The sequence below is a fragment of the Sporacetigenium sp. TC11 genome (assembly GCF_058146105.1).
In genome coordinates, this window is the sequence record NZ_JBYVNY010000001.1 from 594554 (window position 1) to 613718 (window position 19165).

Below are 19165 nucleotides of genomic sequence, written 5' to 3' on the forward strand. Positions count from 1 at the left end.
AAATTATAATTTCCTTAAATTTAAAAAACTGCACATTTGTGCAGTTTTTTATTAATCTTTATTTTTATTTTTTTCCTTTTTATCTTTATTTTTCTTTTCTTTCTTGTCTTTATTTTTGTTGTTTGACTTATTTTCTTTTTGAGATTTTTTGTATTCCTTTTCAGCATCTTTTGCTTTCTTATAGTCTTCTTTAAGATTTTCCATACCATCTTTTATTCCTATACCTAGCTTATTTGCTGTTATACCTATTCCCTTTTCATTTGAAATAAATATGTTGTAAACTTCTTCTACTGATTTGCCACTTTGATCTGCAAATGATTTTATAGTAGTAATTTCCATTAAATCTAAGTTAGATATTTTATTTAATAATTCTTCACTTATTTCTTGCCCAAATATTATTTTTGCTATTTCTTTATTTTCAATATTTAAATCTTGTGTAACTTCCGCTGTAACCTCTTCAGTAGCTACTTCTTCCTTAGGGGTTTGTTCTGATGTGGACTGCTCTAAATCTTGAACTAATATATCTTCTGTTTTATTTAATACTTCATAGATTTGAGCTTCATTTGTATCTTCTACCATATTTAATATTTCTGTTATAGTTGTTTCATACCCGTCTTGAGCTATATTTATAAGTTCAATCTTATTAGTAGATTTTGCAGCCTCTACTTCAGCCCATCTTTCAAGTGACAAAGAAGATAAATACTCCAATTTTTTTTGTTCATCATTAATAAATTTTAATTTTATATTTTCTAATCCTCTATCTATAAAGTAAAATATATTTCCAGGATTTATTTTTGATGTTATTTCATTTGATTCAGCATGTACACTAATTGAAGTAAATATAAACGTACCTACTAAAGCAAATATAACCTGTCTTTTCCTCATAATATCCTCCTTTTAAAGTTCTCTGTATATTTTATCATATAATATAAAAGTAATCTATTTACAAAATTCACTTTGTTCATATCGCCAACGACCTTGAAGACCAGATCCGTTGCTCAAGCTTATATGCTGGATATTATAACCTATCTACAGACCAGATAAATTATAATATCCTTGTAACAAGAAAATACTTTAGTCAATGACTAAAGTATTTCGTTTATACTTCTAATTATTTTAACAGAATTAAAAAATATTTTTCTTTCCATTGATCCTAATTTTATGTTTTTATTAAATTCACCATATGGGTCTACTAAATAAATTTTCTTAAATCCAGTTTTTATAAATGTTACAAAAGCTTGTTTTATATCATTTTCATTTTCACATTCAAAATATCTAGGCTCTATTATTAGTCTATATTGAGCTGGTCTTATGGTTTTCATAGTTCTTTTATAGTTATTAATAAATTCTTTTAGATCTCTGGTGTATATATAATCAGATACACTTACATATATTCTTTTTTCGGATTCTTCTATGTAAAATTTAATCAAATTACAACCCCCTAACATACAATTATTTGTACATTATATGCTATGGCTGTATTTTAAATTCATCTATATGAAGGGCCTTTATTATTAAATTATTTATATTTTCTTCTATTTTTTGTATATTTCTAATATCTTCATCACATAAAAGCTGTTTTGAACTTATTTTTATAATTTCCTTTGATAAATAATCTATTGTATTGTAATCTTCATTTTTAAATAATCTAAGCTCCATAACAGTATTTGGATAATAGTCGTATATACCCTTACTCATTTTTTTTGCAAATAGTTTAAAGTAATAATCATATGTTTTTGAGTTCAAAATCCCAATTATATATTCAAGGCTAAACTCTTCTTTGTACTCATCTTTTATATATAATGAATATACATCTGCGCTACAATACCTATTTTCTCTATCTATTGCAAATTTATTATTACTAGACTTATATGGAAACATTATTTTTTCTTTTTGAAATTCTCCCTTACTCCTACCCCATTGGAGTTGATACCATTTTCTAATCCCGCTTTTGCATTCTCTTCTATTTAATAATTTTGATTTATAGTTATTTATGTAATTTATACTATTTGAGTATTCATCTTCACTATCTATATCATTACTATATATTAATTTATAATTACTTTCATTAATAAAATATTTCTCTATGTTTTTATTTTTTATCCACTTTTTTAATAAATCTTCTTCTATGCTGTATTTATATACTTCATAATTGCTTAAAACAAATGCCTTATCACATCCAGTTATTATACCTTGAAAGCTTTCACAAACATCGCTTAATTTATAAGTTGTATTTTTTATTATATTTTTATATATATTTAGGTTGTATTTTGGAATAAGTAACCATCTATCATCTAAATATTTTTGATTTAGAGTAAAATGTTCAAATATATTTTCTTTTAATAAATAACTTAAATTACAATTTTTCAAATCCATTATTTCATATTTTAGTTTATATATATTTATATTATTATTATTTGGAATACTTTTCTTAAACGTTATTATAGAACTTGCTACTCCTATATTTTTAAATATATCACAGCCATAAAAATCTACTATTTCCATTATTGTGCTATTTTCTTTCAAATAATTTCTAAGGTGTTTTCCACTTGGGCTTTCTATAAAATATCTAGGGGTTATAATACTAGATATTCCGTTTTCTTTTAAAATATCAAGTATCCTCTTATAAAAACAATAATATATATCAGATTTATCTTTGTATACTTCTATGTATTCTTCTGATAGCCATCTTTTATAATTTATATCCAACTTTTTATGTCCTATATAAGGGGGATTTCCTACTATGCAATCAAACCTTACACTCCAGAATTCTTTATATTTAGAGTCTTTATTTTCGTGTTTTATCAAACTATCACAACATACTATATTTATATCTTCGGTATAAAAGGTCGGATTTTTAAGTATAAGGCTAGCTATTAATATATTTACTGCATTTTTATCTATATCTGCCCCATATATACAGTGTTTTAATATATGATAATGAACATTTTCTTTTTTCCAATACTCGTATCCTCTTAAATTCAAATCATTTTCCATTAATTTTATTGTATATATTTCATCTTTATATTTTTTTCTAAGGTTATCTATATTATCTTCAAATGCCTTATATAAAACATCGTAAATTTCTAATAAGAAATTTCCACACCCACAAGATATATCCAAAATTTTTATATAAGGATTGTCCAATATATTTTCATTTTGTATAGTATTTTGGAGTATATAGTCTACTATGAATTTAGGAGTATAATAAACTCCACAGCTTTTCTTATTCAAACTTTGAATTTGCTTTTCATGTATACTTCCTAATATATTATCTTCATTTGATAAACCAAATCTTATTTCCAATTCGTTTATTTTATTATATATATCATATATACTAATATAACTAGTATTTGTTATGTAGTAATACAACTCATCCATGAGAATTTCCCCCAAAAAAATTAATGTGATACATATATTATATCACAATATATACGTATCACATTAACACCTAGATATTAGTATTTATAGTTATTTTCTATCCAGTTAATAGCTCTATCTAAATTATAATTTTCTCCTAATTTTCTTAGATAATTTACTTGACTATAACTATCTAATGCTACCCCCCTAGATAAATTAGGATTTAATTTGAAGTAATTTTGATCTAGCAATTTAGAACAAAGAGAACAACTAAGTGCAGTATTTGCATTAAACATTAAAGACAACAAAGGTGTAGATGGATTTTTGTGAGTAACCCATTCTATAGCTCCCCATCCAGTTGTACTAGTTTCTATACATTCAGATTTGTAACCAGTTCCTATAGATAATAGTCTTATATTTTCTACCTTTTCATTTAGTCCCTCTTTATCTATAGCATGTATTAAAGCAACTAAACTTGGATCATTTGCCACTACCCCTCCATCTATACATCCTTCATGAGATGGAAAATAAATAGGTGCTGCACTACTAGATAATGCCACGTCTACAACATATGATTCTGATGTAGTTGACCAAGGTAAATTGTTTAAAAATACAGGTTGCCAACTTCCATTTTCACCTGAACATCCCAAGCTAAAAGTTGGTATTATAACGTATTTCTTTAAATCTTTTAACTTTAAATCTTGTGGGAATACCCTTAGTAATAACTGTTTTAAATTATTATTGTTGTATTTAGGTCTTACAAGTTCTGAGTAAGATGGATTAAATACATTTTTAACGTTTTCCTCACTAAATAATTCCCTTATATCTCTTGTGCTCAATCCATAAGCTAGTGCTAAAGCAATTATAGAACCTATAGATGTACCTGAAAATAAAGTTGTTTTATCTATTATGTCTGGATCTAATTCATATAATCTATCAACCAATGTAGCTGAAAGACATCCTTTTACTCCTCCACCTTCAAAAGTCATTATGTTAAAGGTTCCTTTTTGCCCATTTCTTATTTTATTTTTATGTCCTTTTTTAATTCTAATCTTAGTAGCCATGTAAACACCCCCTGTTTTAAATATCAAAAAATATATCATTACATTATATGTTTTAGGTCATATATTGTGCTAAAAATTTCGCTACCCTCATGTCGCCAACGACCTTGAGAAACAGGTCCGTTGCTCAAAAAAGCTCGCCAACGTGGCGAGCTTTTATATTCCTAAATATTCTAATATTCCTTCAACTATTCCTTCACTTAAAAGGTCTTGATATTGAGGGTCTGTTAAGTTCTTTTCTTCTTGAGGATTAGATAAGAATCCTGTTTCTATTAATATTCCTGCCATATTTGTTTCCCTTATAACTTCAAAATTTCCAGGTAAAACACCTCTGTCCTTTGTATCCAAATACATAAATATATTTTCGTGTACTATTTGAGCAAGTTTTTTAGAATCTTCCGTTCCACGTGTATAATAATAGGTCTCTAATCCATTGGCTGTATTAGCCCCTTGTTCTGAGTTTTGATGTATAGATATAAATGCATCAGCTCCTAGAGCATTTGCAGAATCCGTTCTTTGGTCTAGTGTCAAATATGTATCATCAGTTCTTGACATTATAACTTCTATTTGCGGATATTCAGATAACTTAGAACCTATTTCTTTCGCTATTTGTAAACTTACTTCTTTCTCTAAAACTCCTGTAGGTCCCTTAGCACCTTGGTCATTTCCTCCATGACCTGGATCTATAAATACCTTATATCTTGTTATAGTTGTCCCTTTTGATGCCGATTTAAGTTGAGTTTGTTGTTTTACTGTTTGTTCTTTAGCCTGTACATTATCTTTACTCATTAGAGTATTTACAAGTAAACTGATGCCAAATATTATTGTACTAAGTGCTAGTATTAGAATAGCAACCCTTGTTTTCTTAATTCTTCTTCTCTTTCGTGTTTTCACGACTTTCCTACTCATATACTCTCACCCTTTTTTATTTCTTATGCCTTAATTTTACCTAATTGTAATTTTATCATGATAAGGCATTTTTTTCAAACTAAAAAGCATTTCAATTATTGAAATGCTTCATAAATATTTATTGAGTTATATTAGGTATTGCAGTACCTATAGGATCAGTTTCTTCTGATGGCTTTTGAGGTACTTGTGTATTATCATCTGGTTTATTATCTTCATTATTATTTTGATCTGGATTTTGGTTTGAATCTGGGTTTGGATTATTAGGATCTATGTTATCGTTATTTTCGTTATCTTTACCAGTATTATCTTTATTAGGATCTTCTACATTTACAGGTGGCTTAGGTGAATAAACTGGCGTTGATTTTGGCTTATTTTTCTTTTTTACAGGTGCCTTAACTACCACTTTTTCTTTTTCAACTATTAAATCATTTCCACTTATTCTGTAATCAGCTACTTGAAATGATTGTAAAAACATTACTGGTATATATACTTCATTTTCCTGATATATGGATTCTGTATCTGTAGGAACATTCCACCCATCTACATTAGTTACTTTGAGTGGTTCATAATGGTCATCTATTTTTGCAAATGATGCATACTCCTTAACTGCTATATTTTTTCCATTTACATTAAATATATAGCCATCTTCCATTTCTTTGTATTCCCCGCCTAATTTTTTTACAAATAGCTTTACAGGCATGTATTTTTCATTATCTTTAGTAAATAATTCTACACTCTGGGAATATGAACTATTCCCAAGGACCATTGATGATACTAAAGTAGCTACCCCCAGAGTAATAATTTTTCTTTTCATAATATTTCTCCTTTGTACAGATTAATATATTATAGAAGTTTCCGAGAAAACTATTACGTCTTTGTGCTCACTATTATATTCCCAAGCTGTATCTTCACCTTCCATAGGTTTCGCAATTGCTATTACCTTATCTAGATTTTTGTCAGGATTTAATTGATCTATCTTTTTTATTAAAAATTCTATTTGATACAATGCTTCTCTATCTTCTAATGTATCAGGCATTTTCATATCTATTTGTGCAAAATCATTTTCTTGTTTTATTCTTTTTATTTCAAATTCCTTTGGTATAGAATTTTCTAGCTTTTTAGTTATTAAGTTGTATTTTTTTAAAGTTATATAGCTTTTATCAATGTCTTTAGTATATATTATACCTTGACTTATTTTAGAAATATCTCCAGAATAAATTTTTGCATCATTTTGATTTTTAAATATGTATATTTGTGCTTGTTTTATATTTTTATCTTTTGTAATGGATTTTTTATATAGATTTTCAGATAAATAGTTTGCTTGGTCAGGTCTTATTTCATCTTTCATAAATATATTGTAAACTGACTTCTTTTGTCCATTTTCTTCAATTATATTTTCGGAAATAATCTTGTAATCTTGCTCTGATATTACTTCAAATTGCTGTGAGTTTACAACTTGTCCACTATTTTTCTTAAATAAATCGTCTACCCTAGTCTCCCCTTGACTTAATGTAAACCCTAGAGTGACAAATATCGTTCCTAGTATAGCGGCAACTGTTATTTTAAATTCACTACCCCTTAACTTACTCAATTTAAGCACATCCTTCTTAAGTATATGTATATATCTATTATACCAAAATTTTCTAATTAACAAATAAGTATCGGTATACTAATTCTGACATATGTCTACAATTATTTTTTTATTTTCTTAAAAATATGTTGATTAACTATTTATTATATGTTAACATCAAAAACAAATATAATAGTTATTCGCTAGGGGTGCTGGATAAGGCCAGCTGAGATAAAGACCCGTTAAAGTCTTTGACCCTTAACCTGATCTGGATAATGCCAGCGTAGGAAAGTGTATAGTATTAATATGTCATCTTGTACATATTTAGCACAAATCCTTATGGGTTTGTGCTTTTTTATTTTACAAAAAGGAGGTGCCTTATGATAGTAAATGGGAAAGTTTATTCTTTTGAAGGTAATATTACAATCTCTGACTTACTTAAAAAGCTAAATCTAAATTCAGATTTAGTAGTAGCTGAAGTTAATTTAAATATAGTTTATAAAGAAAATTTTAGTGATACAATTTTGAATGATTCTGATCGCATAGAAATTATAAGCTTTGTTGGAGGTGGATAAAATTGGATATACAAAAACTAAAAAATGCCAAAATTGGCATAGCTGGTGCTGGAGGTCTTGGTTCAAATATAGCTATAGCATTAGCTAGAATAGGAGTAGGAAATCTTATTGTTGCTGATTTTGATGTTGTAAATAAATCAAATTTAAATAGACAGTATTATTTCACAGACCAACTTGGTGTAAAAAAAGTATATGCGTTAAAAGAGAATATATTAAGAGCAAATCCAGATATAAATGTAGAACCTATAGATGTTTTGCTAGATGAAAGTAATATATGTAATATATTTAAGGATGTAGATATAGTAGTTGAAGCCTTTGATAATCCAAAATACAAGGCTATTATAGTAAATACTGTACTTAGTAATATGGATAAAAAAATAGTAGCATGTTCAGGTATTGGCGGTTATTACTCATCTAACTCTATAATAACTAAAAAGATAAATGATAGATTTTATTTAGTTGGGGATGGTTTGTCTGAAGTAGGTGAAGATGTAATGCCTTTAGCTCCTAGAGTTGGTATAGCAGCTCATCATCAAGCAAACATGGTTTTAAGGCTTATACTTGGAGAAGATGTTTAAGGGGGATTAATATGGATAAGTTAAAAATTGGTGGAATATCTTTAAATAGCAGATTATTTGTAGGTACAGGAAAATATTATTCTAACGGTATAATTCCAGACGTTTTAGATGCATCCGATTCACAGGTTATAACTGTTGCACTTAGAAGAGTTGATTTAAATTCTAGTGAAGAAAATATATTAAATTACATACCTAAAGACCGTATACTTCTTCCTAATACATCTGGAGCTAGAAATGCAGAAGAAGCAGTTAGAATAGCTAGACTCGCTAGGGCTTGTGGCTGTGGAAACTGGATAAAGATAGAAGTTATATCAGATAATAAATACCTACTTCCTGATAACTATGAAACTATAAAAGCTATAGAAATATTAGCTAAAGAAGGATTTATAGTTCTTCCTTATATGAATCCAGATCTTATGGATGCAAAAAGGATGGTAGATGCCGGAGCTGCTGCTGTTATGCCTCTTGGATCACCTATAGGGACTAATAAAGGTATTAGAACAGAAGAAATGATTCAAATATTAATAGATGAAATAAAAATTCCTATTGTTGTTGATGCAGGAATAGGAAAACCTTCACAAGCAGCAAAGGCCATGGAAATGGGAGCTGCTGCTGTATTAGTTAATACTGCAATAGCTTCATCACCAAATCCTATTCTTATGGCAAATGCATTTAAACATGCTGTAATAGCTGGCAGAAATGGTTATTTAGCTAAGCTTGGTGAAGTAAAACAATATGCACAGGCCTCTTCTCCACTAACTGGTTTTTTAAATGGAGGAGAATAATTATGAGTTTTTATGACGCATATTCAAATTATAAAGACTTGGACTTCAATGCTTATTTTGAAACTATAAATGACTATAACATAAAAAGCATACTAAACAAAGAAAAACTAGACACTATGGATTTTTTAGCTCTTTTATCTCCTAAAGCTAAAAATCATATTGAAGAAATGGCTCAAAAAGCTCACAAAATTTCAGTTCAACATCATGGAAAAACTATACTTTTATATACTCCACTTTATGTAGCAAATTACTGTGATAATAAATGCTCTTATTGCAGTTATAACATAGAGAACAATATAGCTAGAAAACAACTATCCTTAGATGAACTTGAACAAGAAGCAAAATATATAAGTGAAACGGGTCTAAAGCATATTTTAGTTTTGTCAGGAGAATCAAAGTCAAAAACCTCATTTGTTTACATAAAAGATTGTATATCCTTATTAAAAAATTACTTTGATTCTATAGCTATTGAAATATATCCTCTATCTTATGAAGAATATAAAGAACTTATAGATATAGGAGTAGATTCTCTTACTATATATCAAGAAACTTATAATGAGAATATATACGATAACGTTCATATTGCAGGTCCTAAAAAAAATTACAGAAATAGATTAGATGCTCCTGAAAGAGCTTGTATGGCAAATATCAGATCTATAAATCTAGGTTCTTTACTTGGGCTTAATGATTTTAGAATAGATACTTTCTTTACAGGACTTCACGGTAAATACATTCAAGATAAATACTTGGATGTTGAAGTTAGCTTTTCTCTTCCTAGAATTAGACCTTACATAGGAAGTCCTATAGATATAAAAGAAGCAACTGATACAGATATAGTTCAGGCAATACTTGCATATAGAATTTTTATGCCTAGATGCGGAATAAATATATCTACTAGAGAAAGCTCTGATTTTAGGGATAATTTAATACCTTTAGGTATTACAAAGATGTCTGCCGGAGTTTGTACGGAAGTTGGAGGACATTCACAAGAAGATAAAGGTCAAGGTCAATTTGAAATATGTGATAAAAGAAGTGTACTAGAAGTAAAGGATTCTATAAAACAAAGAGGATATCAACCAATCTTTAAAGATTGGCAATTTATTTAAAGGGAGAGATTTGTATGAATTACACTACTCAAATGGATGCAGCTAGAAAAGGTATTATAACACATGCAATGCATGTAGTTTCACAAAAAGAAAATATGGATGTTAACTTACTTATGGATCTTGTTTCACAAGGTAAAATAGCTATACCATGTAATAAAAATCATAAGTCATTAGATCCAGAAGGTATAGGACAAGGTCTTAGGACTAAAATAAATGTAAATTTAGGTATATCTAGAGATTGTCCTAATGTAGAAACTGAGATTGATAAAGTTAAAAAAGCTATAGAACTTAAAGCTGAAGCTATAATGGATTTAAGTTCATTTGGAAAAACTGAAGAATTCAGACAAAGACTTATAGAAATATCTCCTGCTATGATAGGAACAGTGCCTATGTACGATGCAGTAGGCCTTCTTGACAAAGAGCTTAAAGATATAACTGAAGAAGAATTCTTAAGTGTTGTAGAAAAACATGCTAAAGATGGCGTTGATTTTGTAACTATACATGCAGGATTAAACAGACATACATGTGAAGTTGTAAAAAGAAATAGAAGACTTAATCACATAGTTTCTAGAGGAGGTTCTTTATTATTTGCTTGGATGGAATTAAATAATAAAGAAAATCCATTCTATGAACATTTTGATAAAGTTTTAGACATATGCGAAAAATACGATGTTACTTTAAGTTTAGGAGATGCTTGTAGACCTGGTTCTATAAATGATGCTACAGATGCTTCTCAAATAGAAGAACTTATAGTTTTAGGAGAATTAACAAAAAGAGCTTGGAAAAGAAATGTACAAGTTATGATAGAAGGTCCAGGACATATGTCTATAAATGAAATAGCTGCAAATATGTTACTTGAAAAGAAATTATGCCATGGTGCTCCATTTTATGTATTAGGACCTCTAGTAACAGATATAGCTCCTGGATACGACCATATAACTAGTGCTATTGGAGGAGCTATAGCTGCAGCTAATGGTGCAGATTTCTTATGCTATGTTACTCCTGCTGAGCACTTAAGACTGCCTGATTTAGAAGATATGAAAGAAGGTATAATAGCTTGTAAAATAGCTGCACATGCTGCTGACATAGCTAAAGGTGTAAAAGATGCAGCTAAGTGGGATTATGAAATGAGTAAAGCTAGACAAGAACTAAACTGGGAGAAAATGTTTGATATATGTTTAGATCCAGAAAAAGCTAGAGCATATAGAGAGTCTTCTAAACCTGAATTTGAAGATAGTTGTACTATGTGCGGAAAAATGTGCTCTATGAGAAATATGAATAAAATATTAAATGGTGAAGAGATAAAAATAAAGGATGATGAATGTGCTCTATCTTGTGACTAATAGAAAACTTATAAAAAATAAAGACTTCTATGGTGTTATACATGAATCTGTAAAATATGGAGTAGATGCTGTTATATTAAGAGAAAAAGATTTAGAAGATGATGAATTATATGAATTAGCTTCTAATGCAAAAAAAATAACTGATAAATACAATACGCCTCTTATTATAAATTCTAATATTAATATAGCTAAAAAAATAAGTGCCTATGGTATTCACTTAAGTTTTAATTATTTTATAAATAATAAAATAGAATATGATGGTAAAATAGGAGTTTCTGTACATAACTTAGAAGAAGCTATTATGTGTGAAAAGTTAGGTGCAGATTATATACTTGCAGGACATATATTTCCTACTGACTGTAAAAAAGACTTAGCTCCTAGAGGTCTCGATTTCTTAGAAAATATAAGAAAAAATATAAGTATTCCCTTAATAGCAATAGGGGGTATTAACGAATATAATATTAAAGATATTTATAATGTAGGTGCAGATGGCGCTGCTGTTATGAGTCTTATTATGGAAAGTGATAATATACAAAATACTATAAATAAATTAAAAGCTGTTGATTAAATCAACAGCTTTTTACCCTCCTAGGGTTACATCTTGGGTATCATACCAACTTAGAGCTTCATTTATATGGTCAGATTTAAAATCAGGCCAATAATCATCTACTACGTAAAAATCAGCATATATAGACTGAACTGGTAGGAATCCACTTAATCTTCTTCTACCGCCCCATCTTATTATTAAATCCATTCTAGATACATCACAAGATTGAATATGATTATGTAAATTATTTTTGTTTACTCCTTTTGCCTCAGACAATGTATTCAAATCCCAATGCCAACCATAATTAACTAATAAATTTATTTTCATTTGATTTTCTTTAACTTCGCCTCTAGTTGTATATGGCATAAGTTCTTTAGGAAACATTGGAGACTTTGTATTCCCTATAACAAGTAATGACTCCCCTTCATTTAAAACAATGTTAGCCGCATCTATGCATGCCTTTGTAAATGATTGAGTTTGGTAAGCTGGCCTTTTAGTATTATCTGTTGTAAACCCATAAAATGTCATTTCTTCTACCCCTAAGCTCTTACATAACCTAAGAGATTCAAGTGCTGGATCTAATCCATTTTCATATCCTTTATCTTTTGCCATTCCCTTATTTTGAGCCCATCTTCTGTTTCCATCAGGTATTATACCAATATGTTTAGGAATTCTCATGATAATCACCTCTTACTTGATGATTATTGACATATATATAATTTTTATTCTTCAAATAAAAAAAATCCAAGGTAAATTCCTTGGTTTTTTATTAAAAATGAGTAAGTCTGTAAGCGGAGTTCTGTGTTAGACAGTCATCTATCTAGGCTTACTGTCGCCAGTAAGCTCAAGCGACCTACCTACGGAACGGGAACGAGCAGCCCCCTTTTTAAGTTCCTACTTGGTCTTGCTCCAGGTGGGGTTTACATAGCCAACTAGTCGCCTAGTTGCTGGTGAGCTCTTACCTCACCTTTCCATCCTTACCATCTTTCGATGGCGGTTTATTTCTGTTGCACTATCCTTAAGATCACTCCCACTAGGTGTTACCTAGCACCCTGCTCTACGGAGCTCCGACTTTCCTCGTGTATTCGATATGAATACCCGCGACTATCCGGCTTACTCATTATTTAGTTTTGTTGTCAGTAATATATATATTAACATGTATGCGCTCATATGTCAAAAGTAAAATTTTAGGAATTTATGTAGTATATTACATTTACAAATGGATTATTTATATATATTTGTGTTAAAATACTATGGGGTGATTAAATTTGTTTAAAAATATGACAAAAAAAGATATATTAGAATATTTTAAAGATACAATACACAATTTAGCTTCCTATGATAAAGATTCTATAATAGCTTTAGAAGGGGAAGATTGTAACCACGTAGGTGTAGTACTTTCTGGAACTATTGATATAAAGAAAGTATCTACATCTGATAAAGTTGTAATTATGGCTCATTTATCCACTGGAGATTTATTTGGAGAGATAGTAGCCTTTGCAGATGTAAAACAATATCCTGCAACAGTTATAGCTTCATCTAAATGTGAAGTTATGTTTGTAAATCCAAATGAGTTTGTTAAATTTTATAGCCATAATCCAGACTTTTTATCTTCTTTCTTAGGTGATCTATGTAATAAAATATTAACTCTTAATAATACTATAAAAAATCTTTCGTTTGTAAGTATACGTCATAAAATAGTAAACTATATACTAGATCAATATAAAATGCAAAATAGTATTTTTGTAGACTTAAGCATTTCTAAACAAAGATTATCTGAATATCTAGGAATACCCAGACCATCTTTATCTAGAGAACTTATGAATATGAAAAACGATGGGCTAATAGACTACGATAGAAATATTGTAAAAATAATAGATCTAGAAGGTTTAGAAAATATACTTACTCAATAGTAAAAAAAGGATGACATATGTCATCCTTTTTTTGAGCAAGGTCCCTGTTTTTCAAGGTCTTTGGCGATATGAGCGCAGCGAATTTTAGTATTTTATTCCGCTCCAGTATATGTTTTCTTTTAGTTTGGCTATTTCCGGCAATTCAACACCTTCAAGTGCCCATTTTTTAAATTCCATAAATCCAGTTCTATCAACTATATATCCTATATGCTCTTTTCCATTTGGAGCTTCTTTGTCTATATACTCATTAACATATTTATAAGTGTTTAATATTATTTTTGTTATACTTTCTTCATCACACCATACTATAAAATCTTCAGCAAGTCTAGGATTTTTCTTTCCTGATCTACCCATTATGGCAAGTCTATAGTATTTATTTTCACTTCTAGTCCATGCACTTGTCGGACAGTTTATAACACATTCTCCACAGCCTATACACTTATCATGGTCTCTTACTACTTTGTGATTTTCAAACTTAAGAGCTCCTGTTGACATCTTTTGGCACTTCTTAACGCAAGCTCCGCATTCTACACATCTATCCTTTTCGTATTCCGGTAAAGCCATACCTATTATACCAAAATCATGCATTCTAGCTTTTATACAATCGTTTGGACATCCTGTTAATGCTATTTTAAAGTGATAGTCATTAGGGAATACTGCTTTTTCTATTCTCGATGCAAATTCTGTAGTATTGTATTGTGCCTTAGGACACATTTTATTACCTATACAAGAAGCTATATTTCTAGTTCCAGCTGCTGAATATCCAGTGTTAGGGTTTTCTTGATTTATACCTAACTTTTCTATTAATGGCTGTATAGCTTTGTTTACCTCATCCATTTTTTCCATAGATATTCCTATAATTTCAAACCCTTGTCTTGTAGTAATATGAATTTGCCCATTTCCATATTCACGGGCGATTCTTGCAACTATTTCAAGACATTCTGGGTCTATTAATCCACCTGGTACTCTAACTCTAACTGCAGTTTCATACTTTGTTTTAGTTATTCTAAATGCATTTTTCATTACTTTTCTTGTATTTAAATCTCTGACTAATTCCATGAGAATACCTCCTAATCCATAAGATTCTTAGCAAATGTGTAGTTAAATACAGGCCCTTCTAAACATATATAAGTCTCATCCATCTTACAATGACCACATTTACCTATTCCGCAGCACATCTTTCTTTCATAAGAAACCCATATATTTTCTTCCTTTATTCCTTTTTTTAGGAATTCTTGTATTGTAAATTTCATCATCATAGGTGGCCCTACAACTATTGCTACTACATTATCTATGTCTTTTACAGGTAATTCAGGAATGTATTTAGTTACTAATCCAACATTTCCTTTGTAATGTTCTTCAGCTCTATCAACTGTCAATATTACATTTAATTTATCATTCCATCTTTGGAAATCACTTTTAAATAAAACATCATCTGGAGATCTAAATCCAGCTATTAAATTAAACTTCTCACATTTATCTATATTATCATAGTAGTGGTTCATAATTCCTCTAACTGGAGCTACAGCACTACCCCCAGCTACTACTAATATTTCTTTATTTTCAAATATATTTACATCAAATCCATTTCCGTAAGGCCCTCTCATAAAGAATCCATCGCCTACGTTTAATTTAAATAATTCATTAGTTACCTTTCCTACTCCTCTTATAGTAAGGTCAACATAGTTTCCACCTATTCCAGAAACTGATATTGGACATTCTCCAACTTTAGGTATAGATACTTCGTAGAACTGTCCAGGAAAAACATTTGTAGTATCTGTCTCCATTTTAAATGTCCACTCTGCGTCTGTATGTTTTGTTATATCTAGTATTTTAGATTTATATGGCAGGTACGGATTCTTCATTTTTATCAGCCTCCTTATTTACAAAATCATATACTTTGTTAATACAAGTTGAGAAAGATATATATTGAGGACATGCGTCATCACATCTACCACATCCTACGCACATATGGTATCCAAACTTCTTATTAAAATCATATATCTTGTGAAGAGTTTTAAATCTCATTCTATCTCCCTTATTTTTTCTAAACGAGTGTCCACCAGCCATGTCTGTATATCCATCTACTTGACATGAAGCCCATACTCTTCTTCTTTCTCCGTTATTTTCATTGTCTTTATAGAATATATCTTGCATAGTAAAGCACGTACATGTTGGACATGAGAAGTTACATCTTCCACATGCTATACAACGGCTATTATATTCTTCCCAAAGTTCAGTTGCTTGTGATATTACTAATGGATCTAAATCATGTGGTACATTTACATTAAAGTTATTTTCTTTTACATAGTCAACTTCAAATTCAGTATTTTCACCGCTGAAGTATTGTGATAAATCTTCATCTTTTATATCTAAGAAAACTTCATTGTTTTCTAATTTTAGTCCCATTGAGTATTCTTCAGTTTTATTAGATCCCATACTTACGCAGAAACAGTTTCTAAAACTTTCTTGACATCCTATTAAAACATATTTAACCTTATCTCTAAGTCTTTTATAGTAGTAATCAGGATCTTGACCATTGTTTAAATATATTTCATCAACTCTTTTTAATCCATGTATATCACATGATCTTAAAAATATTAATATTTTTTTATCATCTATTGAAGGTTCTATATATGCATCTTCTGTAAAATAAAATAATGTTTGAGTTATAGGAAGTACTATTTCCTTTGGAGAAAAGCTCGCTTTCTTGTTAAACTCTACTTCTTCTATAGACTTTATTGTATTGTATCTTACAACGTCAGTATCTGAATATGTTCCTTTAAAAGGTATAGATACTGGTGCATAAACTTTGTATTCTTGTTGAAGATTATTAAGTATATCATTAAAATTTTGCGTAGACAATTTTATCTTCATATTCATCACCCTCTCTAATTTATTTTTTAAACAGACTTTTTAGTTTTCTGTGTATTTTTACCTAACATGTAGTATCCAGCCCCTAAAAATACAGCTCCGCCTATTATGTTGCCTATAGTTACTGCTGTTAAATTGTGTATATAACCAGCCATTGATACTGTTTCTGGATGTGGCAGAAACATTGATATTGATAATAAAGTCATATTTGCTATACTGTGTTCAAAACCACTAGTTATAAATGCAAATAAGCACCAAAATATCATTATTAATTTTCCTGACTCGCTATTCATTCTTATAGAACAAAGTACAGCAAGACAAACTAATATATTACATAAAATACCTCTAAAAACTAGTTCAACAAATGGCGCGCTCATTTTGGCTGCTGCCACAGTATTTATAAAATCTGTAACTGGACCTTTATTAACAAGACCACTTAGTACAAATAAACCTGCTACAATTAGTGACCCTACAAAGTTTCCTATATAACTATATATCCATATTCTCAATGTATCTTTTCCACTTACTTTTTTATTAAGCCATGCAGCTGTCATTATCATGTTGTTTCCTGTAAATAACTCTGAGGCTGTCATAATTACTAAACTTAAGGCTATACCAAAAGATAAGCCCATTGCTATTTTAGTAAATGGAGATCCTATAGCCCCCAAAGGCCCTCCTACTGAAAATATAAGTATTATTCCAAGACCTACGTAAAATCCAGCGTATGTCGATGATATCAAGTATTTAAGTTTACTTTCATTTAATAAATTGACTTTGTTTTTTGCTCCATTGGATAGTTTTTCTAATGTTTCATTGAACATTAAATTGTCCTCCTTAAGTTAGTTAATTTTAAACTTTGATTAAATTTTAACATCAATAGCAAATGTTTTCTGTGACAATTATCACACTTTCGATAATTTATAATATGAAATATTTTCATGTTTATTCTATTATGATTATTGCCTGTTAAAAGATTAAAGAGTATACTAAATATAGAAAAAATTCGCTTTGCTCATGTCGCCAACAACCTTAAAAAAGTGGTCCGTTGCTCAAAATCTTTAAATTAAAGGTGCTAAAATGAATAATAAACAGAGAAAACAATCTAAAGAAATACGAGAACTTCAACAGAAAATAAGTAGACTTTTTGAAGTTAGAAAAACTTCCACTACTATAGAATTAATAGGTATTTTGATTTTTGTGTTTAGCAAAGTATATTTTGATGGGATTTTTAGTAACTTTATTCAAGTTGCAGGATTGTTAGTTATTTTATACGGTTTTATGTATAGAAAACATAATGCTAAATGTCCTTATTGTAACAAATCTATATACAAATTATTGGGCGATATAAATAAATGCCCTCATTGCAGAAAACCATTTGAAGAAATAGATAAGGGGATAGATTAATTGATCTACCCCCTTTATATTCCCTTAAAATAATTAGATAATTCTTGTTTTTTTACATATATAGTTTTGTTTTCCATTTTAATTAGCCCTTCTTTTTCCAGGTTTTTCATAGCTCTAGATATTGTTTCTCTTGGAGATCCTAACATATCAGATAAATAAGTTATTGATAAACTTAAATTTATAACAGTCCAATCTCCACTTTTCACTCCAAAATCTTTAGCTATCTTCCATAACTTTGCAGCTAATCTTTTTTCTATTTTTATGGATGCTGTATTCTTTAGCTGTCTATATAGCCTTCTTATTCTTCTTTCCATATATGAAATAATGTTCTTAGTAAATATGAAATCATTTTTCATAATTTCTAGTATATCACTTATAAAGCACTCTAATATTATAGAATCCTCAAAAACTTCACAACCTACAACAGAAGTTTTTATTTCTATTAGGATTTCATTTAAAGTTTCACCGCTATTTAATATATATACTACCTTTTTTTCTCCATTTTCTCCGGTTTTAAATATAGTAGCTTTTCCATTTAATAATATATATACCTTGTTTATTTCTTCTTTTTCTCTAAATAAAAATTGCTTTTTAGATACGGTTTTTACTATACATTTATTATAAAAGGACTTTTTAGTTTCTTCTTTTGTTCCTTTTAAAATAACTATTTTATCTAGATCTTCTATTTTAATTTTTTTCATAAATATTTCCTCTCTACTTTTTATAAAGGATATATTTACTATTATATATTATATAATTTCATTGTAAACATAAATTCACGTTGCTCAAGCTTATACATTTGAATTTATAATTCTTTAAATAAAAAAAGAAGCGTATATACGCTTCTTTTTCAAATGGCTACGTCCTACTCTCCCAGGCAGCTTCCCACCAAGTACCATTGGCGCTAAAGAGCTTAACTTCTGTGTTCGGAATGGGAACAGGTGTATCCTCTTTGCTATTGTAACCACATTATATTGAAATTGCTAGCAATTTCAAAACTAAACAGCATATTAATGGTCAAGTCCTCGACCTATTAGTATTCATAAGCTAAATCCATTACTGAACTTACACCTTGAACCTATCAACCAGATAGTCTTTCTGGGGTCTTACCCTTACGGTGGGAAATCTTATCTCAAAGTC

Annotated in this window: 21 protein-coding genes, 2 rRNA genes, 1 other RNA gene and 1 riboswitch; of the genes, 8 read left to right on the plus strand and 16 right to left on the minus strand. The window is 29.3% G+C overall.

Translation table 11 applies throughout. The annotated features are described in order from the left end of the window. Positions 1–51: 51 nt before the first annotated feature. From ACUSRV_RS02775 to ACUSRV_RS02805, 7 genes are all read right to left on the minus strand, one after another. Complete coding sequence (locus ACUSRV_RS02775; RefSeq protein WP_490140388.1) at positions 52–885, minus strand: DUF5667 domain-containing protein; 834 nt, start codon at positions 883–885, stop codon at positions 52–54. A gap of 200 nt (positions 886–1085) precedes the next feature. Next, complete coding sequence (locus ACUSRV_RS02780) at positions 1086–1430, minus strand: hypothetical protein (protein ID WP_490140389.1); 345 nt, start codon at positions 1428–1430, stop codon at positions 1086–1088. Positions 1431–1470: 40 nt separating this feature from the next. After that, on the minus strand, positions 1471–3381 hold the full coding sequence (locus tag ACUSRV_RS02785) for an Eco57I restriction-modification methylase domain-containing protein (RefSeq protein WP_490140390.1): 1911 nt from the start codon (positions 3379–3381) through the stop codon (positions 1471–1473). Between the two features lie 77 nt (positions 3382–3458). Further along, on the minus strand, positions 3459–4424 hold the full coding sequence (locus tag ACUSRV_RS02790) for a patatin-like phospholipase family protein (protein WP_490140391.1): 966 nt from the start codon (positions 4422–4424) through the stop codon (positions 3459–3461). Positions 4425–4577: 153 nt separating this feature from the next. Further along, the gene (locus tag ACUSRV_RS02795) at positions 4578–5330 is read right to left on the minus strand and encodes an N-acetylmuramoyl-L-alanine amidase family protein (protein ID WP_490140392.1); all 753 of its coding nucleotides are present in this window, start codon (positions 5328–5330) and stop codon (positions 4578–4580) included. Positions 5331–5448: 118 nt separating this feature from the next. Continuing rightward, positions 5449–6144, minus strand: coding sequence for a hypothetical protein (locus tag ACUSRV_RS02800; RefSeq protein ID WP_490140393.1), 696 nt, complete (start codon positions 6142–6144; stop codon positions 5449–5451). A gap of 21 nt (positions 6145–6165) precedes the next feature. After that, a complete protein-coding gene (locus ACUSRV_RS02805) occupies positions 6166–6921 on the minus strand; it encodes a hypothetical protein (RefSeq protein WP_490140394.1) in 756 nt (251 codons plus the stop codon). Between the two features lie 174 nt (positions 6922–7095). After that, positions 7096–7207: riboswitch (TPP riboswitch) on the plus strand. Between the two features lie 73 nt (positions 7208–7280). Between ACUSRV_RS02805 and thiS the strand changes: the two genes are divergently transcribed. Genes thiS through thiE form a run of 6 tightly spaced genes read left to right on the plus strand, consistent with a single transcriptional unit; the run spans position 7281 to position 11855 of the window. Further along, on the plus strand, positions 7281–7475 hold the full coding sequence (gene thiS / locus ACUSRV_RS02810; protein WP_490140395.1) for a sulfur carrier protein ThiS: 195 nt from the start codon (positions 7281–7283) through the stop codon (positions 7473–7475). Positions 7476–7477: 2 nt separating this feature from the next. Continuing rightward, the gene (gene thiF / locus ACUSRV_RS02815) at positions 7478–8053 is read left to right on the plus strand and encodes a sulfur carrier protein ThiS adenylyltransferase ThiF (RefSeq protein WP_490140396.1); all 576 of its coding nucleotides are present in this window, start codon (positions 7478–7480) and stop codon (positions 8051–8053) included. A gap of 11 nt (positions 8054–8064) precedes the next feature. Further along, entirely contained in the window at positions 8065–8838 is a 774-nt protein-coding gene (locus ACUSRV_RS02820; RefSeq protein WP_490140397.1) for a thiazole synthase, read from the plus strand. Between the two features lie 2 nt (positions 8839–8840). Beyond that, the gene (gene thiH / locus ACUSRV_RS02825; protein ID WP_490140398.1) at positions 8841–9944 is read left to right on the plus strand and encodes a 2-iminoacetate synthase ThiH; all 1104 of its coding nucleotides are present in this window, start codon (positions 8841–8843) and stop codon (positions 9942–9944) included. Positions 9945–9958: 14 nt separating this feature from the next. Further along, complete coding sequence (thiC, locus tag ACUSRV_RS02830) at positions 9959–11287, plus strand: phosphomethylpyrimidine synthase ThiC (protein WP_490140399.1); 1329 nt, start codon at positions 9959–9961, stop codon at positions 11285–11287. Further along, positions 11268–11855, plus strand: coding sequence for a thiamine phosphate synthase (thiE, locus tag ACUSRV_RS02835; protein ID WP_490140400.1), 588 nt, complete (start codon positions 11268–11270; stop codon positions 11853–11855). The genes thiC and thiE overlap by 20 nt, the downstream gene beginning before the upstream one ends. A gap of 12 nt (positions 11856–11867) precedes the next feature. On the opposite strand, the gene uppS is transcribed toward thiE, so the two are convergent. Beyond that, the gene (gene uppS, locus ACUSRV_RS02840) at positions 11868–12512 is read right to left on the minus strand and encodes a polyprenyl diphosphate synthase (protein WP_490140401.1); all 645 of its coding nucleotides are present in this window, start codon (positions 12510–12512) and stop codon (positions 11868–11870) included. Between the two features lie 94 nt (positions 12513–12606). Beyond that, positions 12607–12954: RNase P RNA component class A (rnpB, locus tag ACUSRV_RS02845), an RNA gene on the minus strand. A 148-nt stretch (positions 12955–13102) separates the two neighbouring features. On the opposite strand from rnpB, the gene ACUSRV_RS02850 reads away from it, so the two are divergent. Then, the gene (locus tag ACUSRV_RS02850) at positions 13103–13747 is read left to right on the plus strand and encodes a Crp/Fnr family transcriptional regulator (protein WP_490140402.1); all 645 of its coding nucleotides are present in this window, start codon (positions 13103–13105) and stop codon (positions 13745–13747) included. 84 nt (positions 13748–13831) lie between these two features. Here ACUSRV_RS02850 and asrC read toward each other — a convergent pair whose 3' ends face one another. From asrC to ACUSRV_RS02870, 4 genes are read right to left on the minus strand one after another with little or no spacing between them, the layout of a single operon-like run. Continuing rightward, entirely contained in the window at positions 13832–14806 is a 975-nt protein-coding gene (asrC, locus tag ACUSRV_RS02855; protein ID WP_490140403.1) for a sulfite reductase subunit C, read from the minus strand. An 11-nt stretch (positions 14807–14817) separates the two neighbouring features. After that, on the minus strand, positions 14818–15612 hold the full coding sequence (asrB, locus tag ACUSRV_RS02860) for an anaerobic sulfite reductase subunit AsrB (protein WP_490140404.1): 795 nt from the start codon (positions 15610–15612) through the stop codon (positions 14818–14820). Continuing rightward, entirely contained in the window at positions 15587–16624 is a 1038-nt protein-coding gene (gene asrA / locus ACUSRV_RS02865; RefSeq protein ID WP_490140405.1) for an anaerobic sulfite reductase subunit AsrA, read from the minus strand. Before asrA ends, asrB begins: the two co-directional genes overlap by 26 nt. Positions 16625–16650: 26 nt before the next feature. Then, the gene (locus tag ACUSRV_RS02870) at positions 16651–17442 is read right to left on the minus strand and encodes a formate/nitrite transporter family protein (protein ID WP_490140406.1); all 792 of its coding nucleotides are present in this window, start codon (positions 17440–17442) and stop codon (positions 16651–16653) included. A 256-nt stretch (positions 17443–17698) separates the two neighbouring features. On the opposite strand from ACUSRV_RS02870, the gene ACUSRV_RS02875 reads away from it, so the two are divergent. Continuing rightward, positions 17699–18025, plus strand: coding sequence for a hypothetical protein (locus tag ACUSRV_RS02875; RefSeq protein ID WP_490140407.1), 327 nt, complete (start codon positions 17699–17701; stop codon positions 18023–18025). A gap of 14 nt (positions 18026–18039) precedes the next feature. Here the strand turns inward: ACUSRV_RS02875 and ACUSRV_RS02880 are convergent, their stop codons facing one another. The 3 genes from ACUSRV_RS02880 to ACUSRV_RS02890 all read right to left on the minus strand — a co-directional run. Then, a complete protein-coding gene (locus ACUSRV_RS02880) occupies positions 18040–18726 on the minus strand; it encodes a Crp/Fnr family transcriptional regulator (RefSeq protein WP_490140408.1) in 687 nt (228 codons plus the stop codon). 151 nt (positions 18727–18877) lie between these two features. Continuing rightward, positions 18878–18994: ribosomal RNA gene (rrf, locus tag ACUSRV_RS02885) — 5S ribosomal RNA — on the minus strand. Between the two features lie 44 nt (positions 18995–19038). Further along, positions 19039–19165, minus strand: a 23S ribosomal RNA gene (locus ACUSRV_RS02890); the annotation flags it as partial.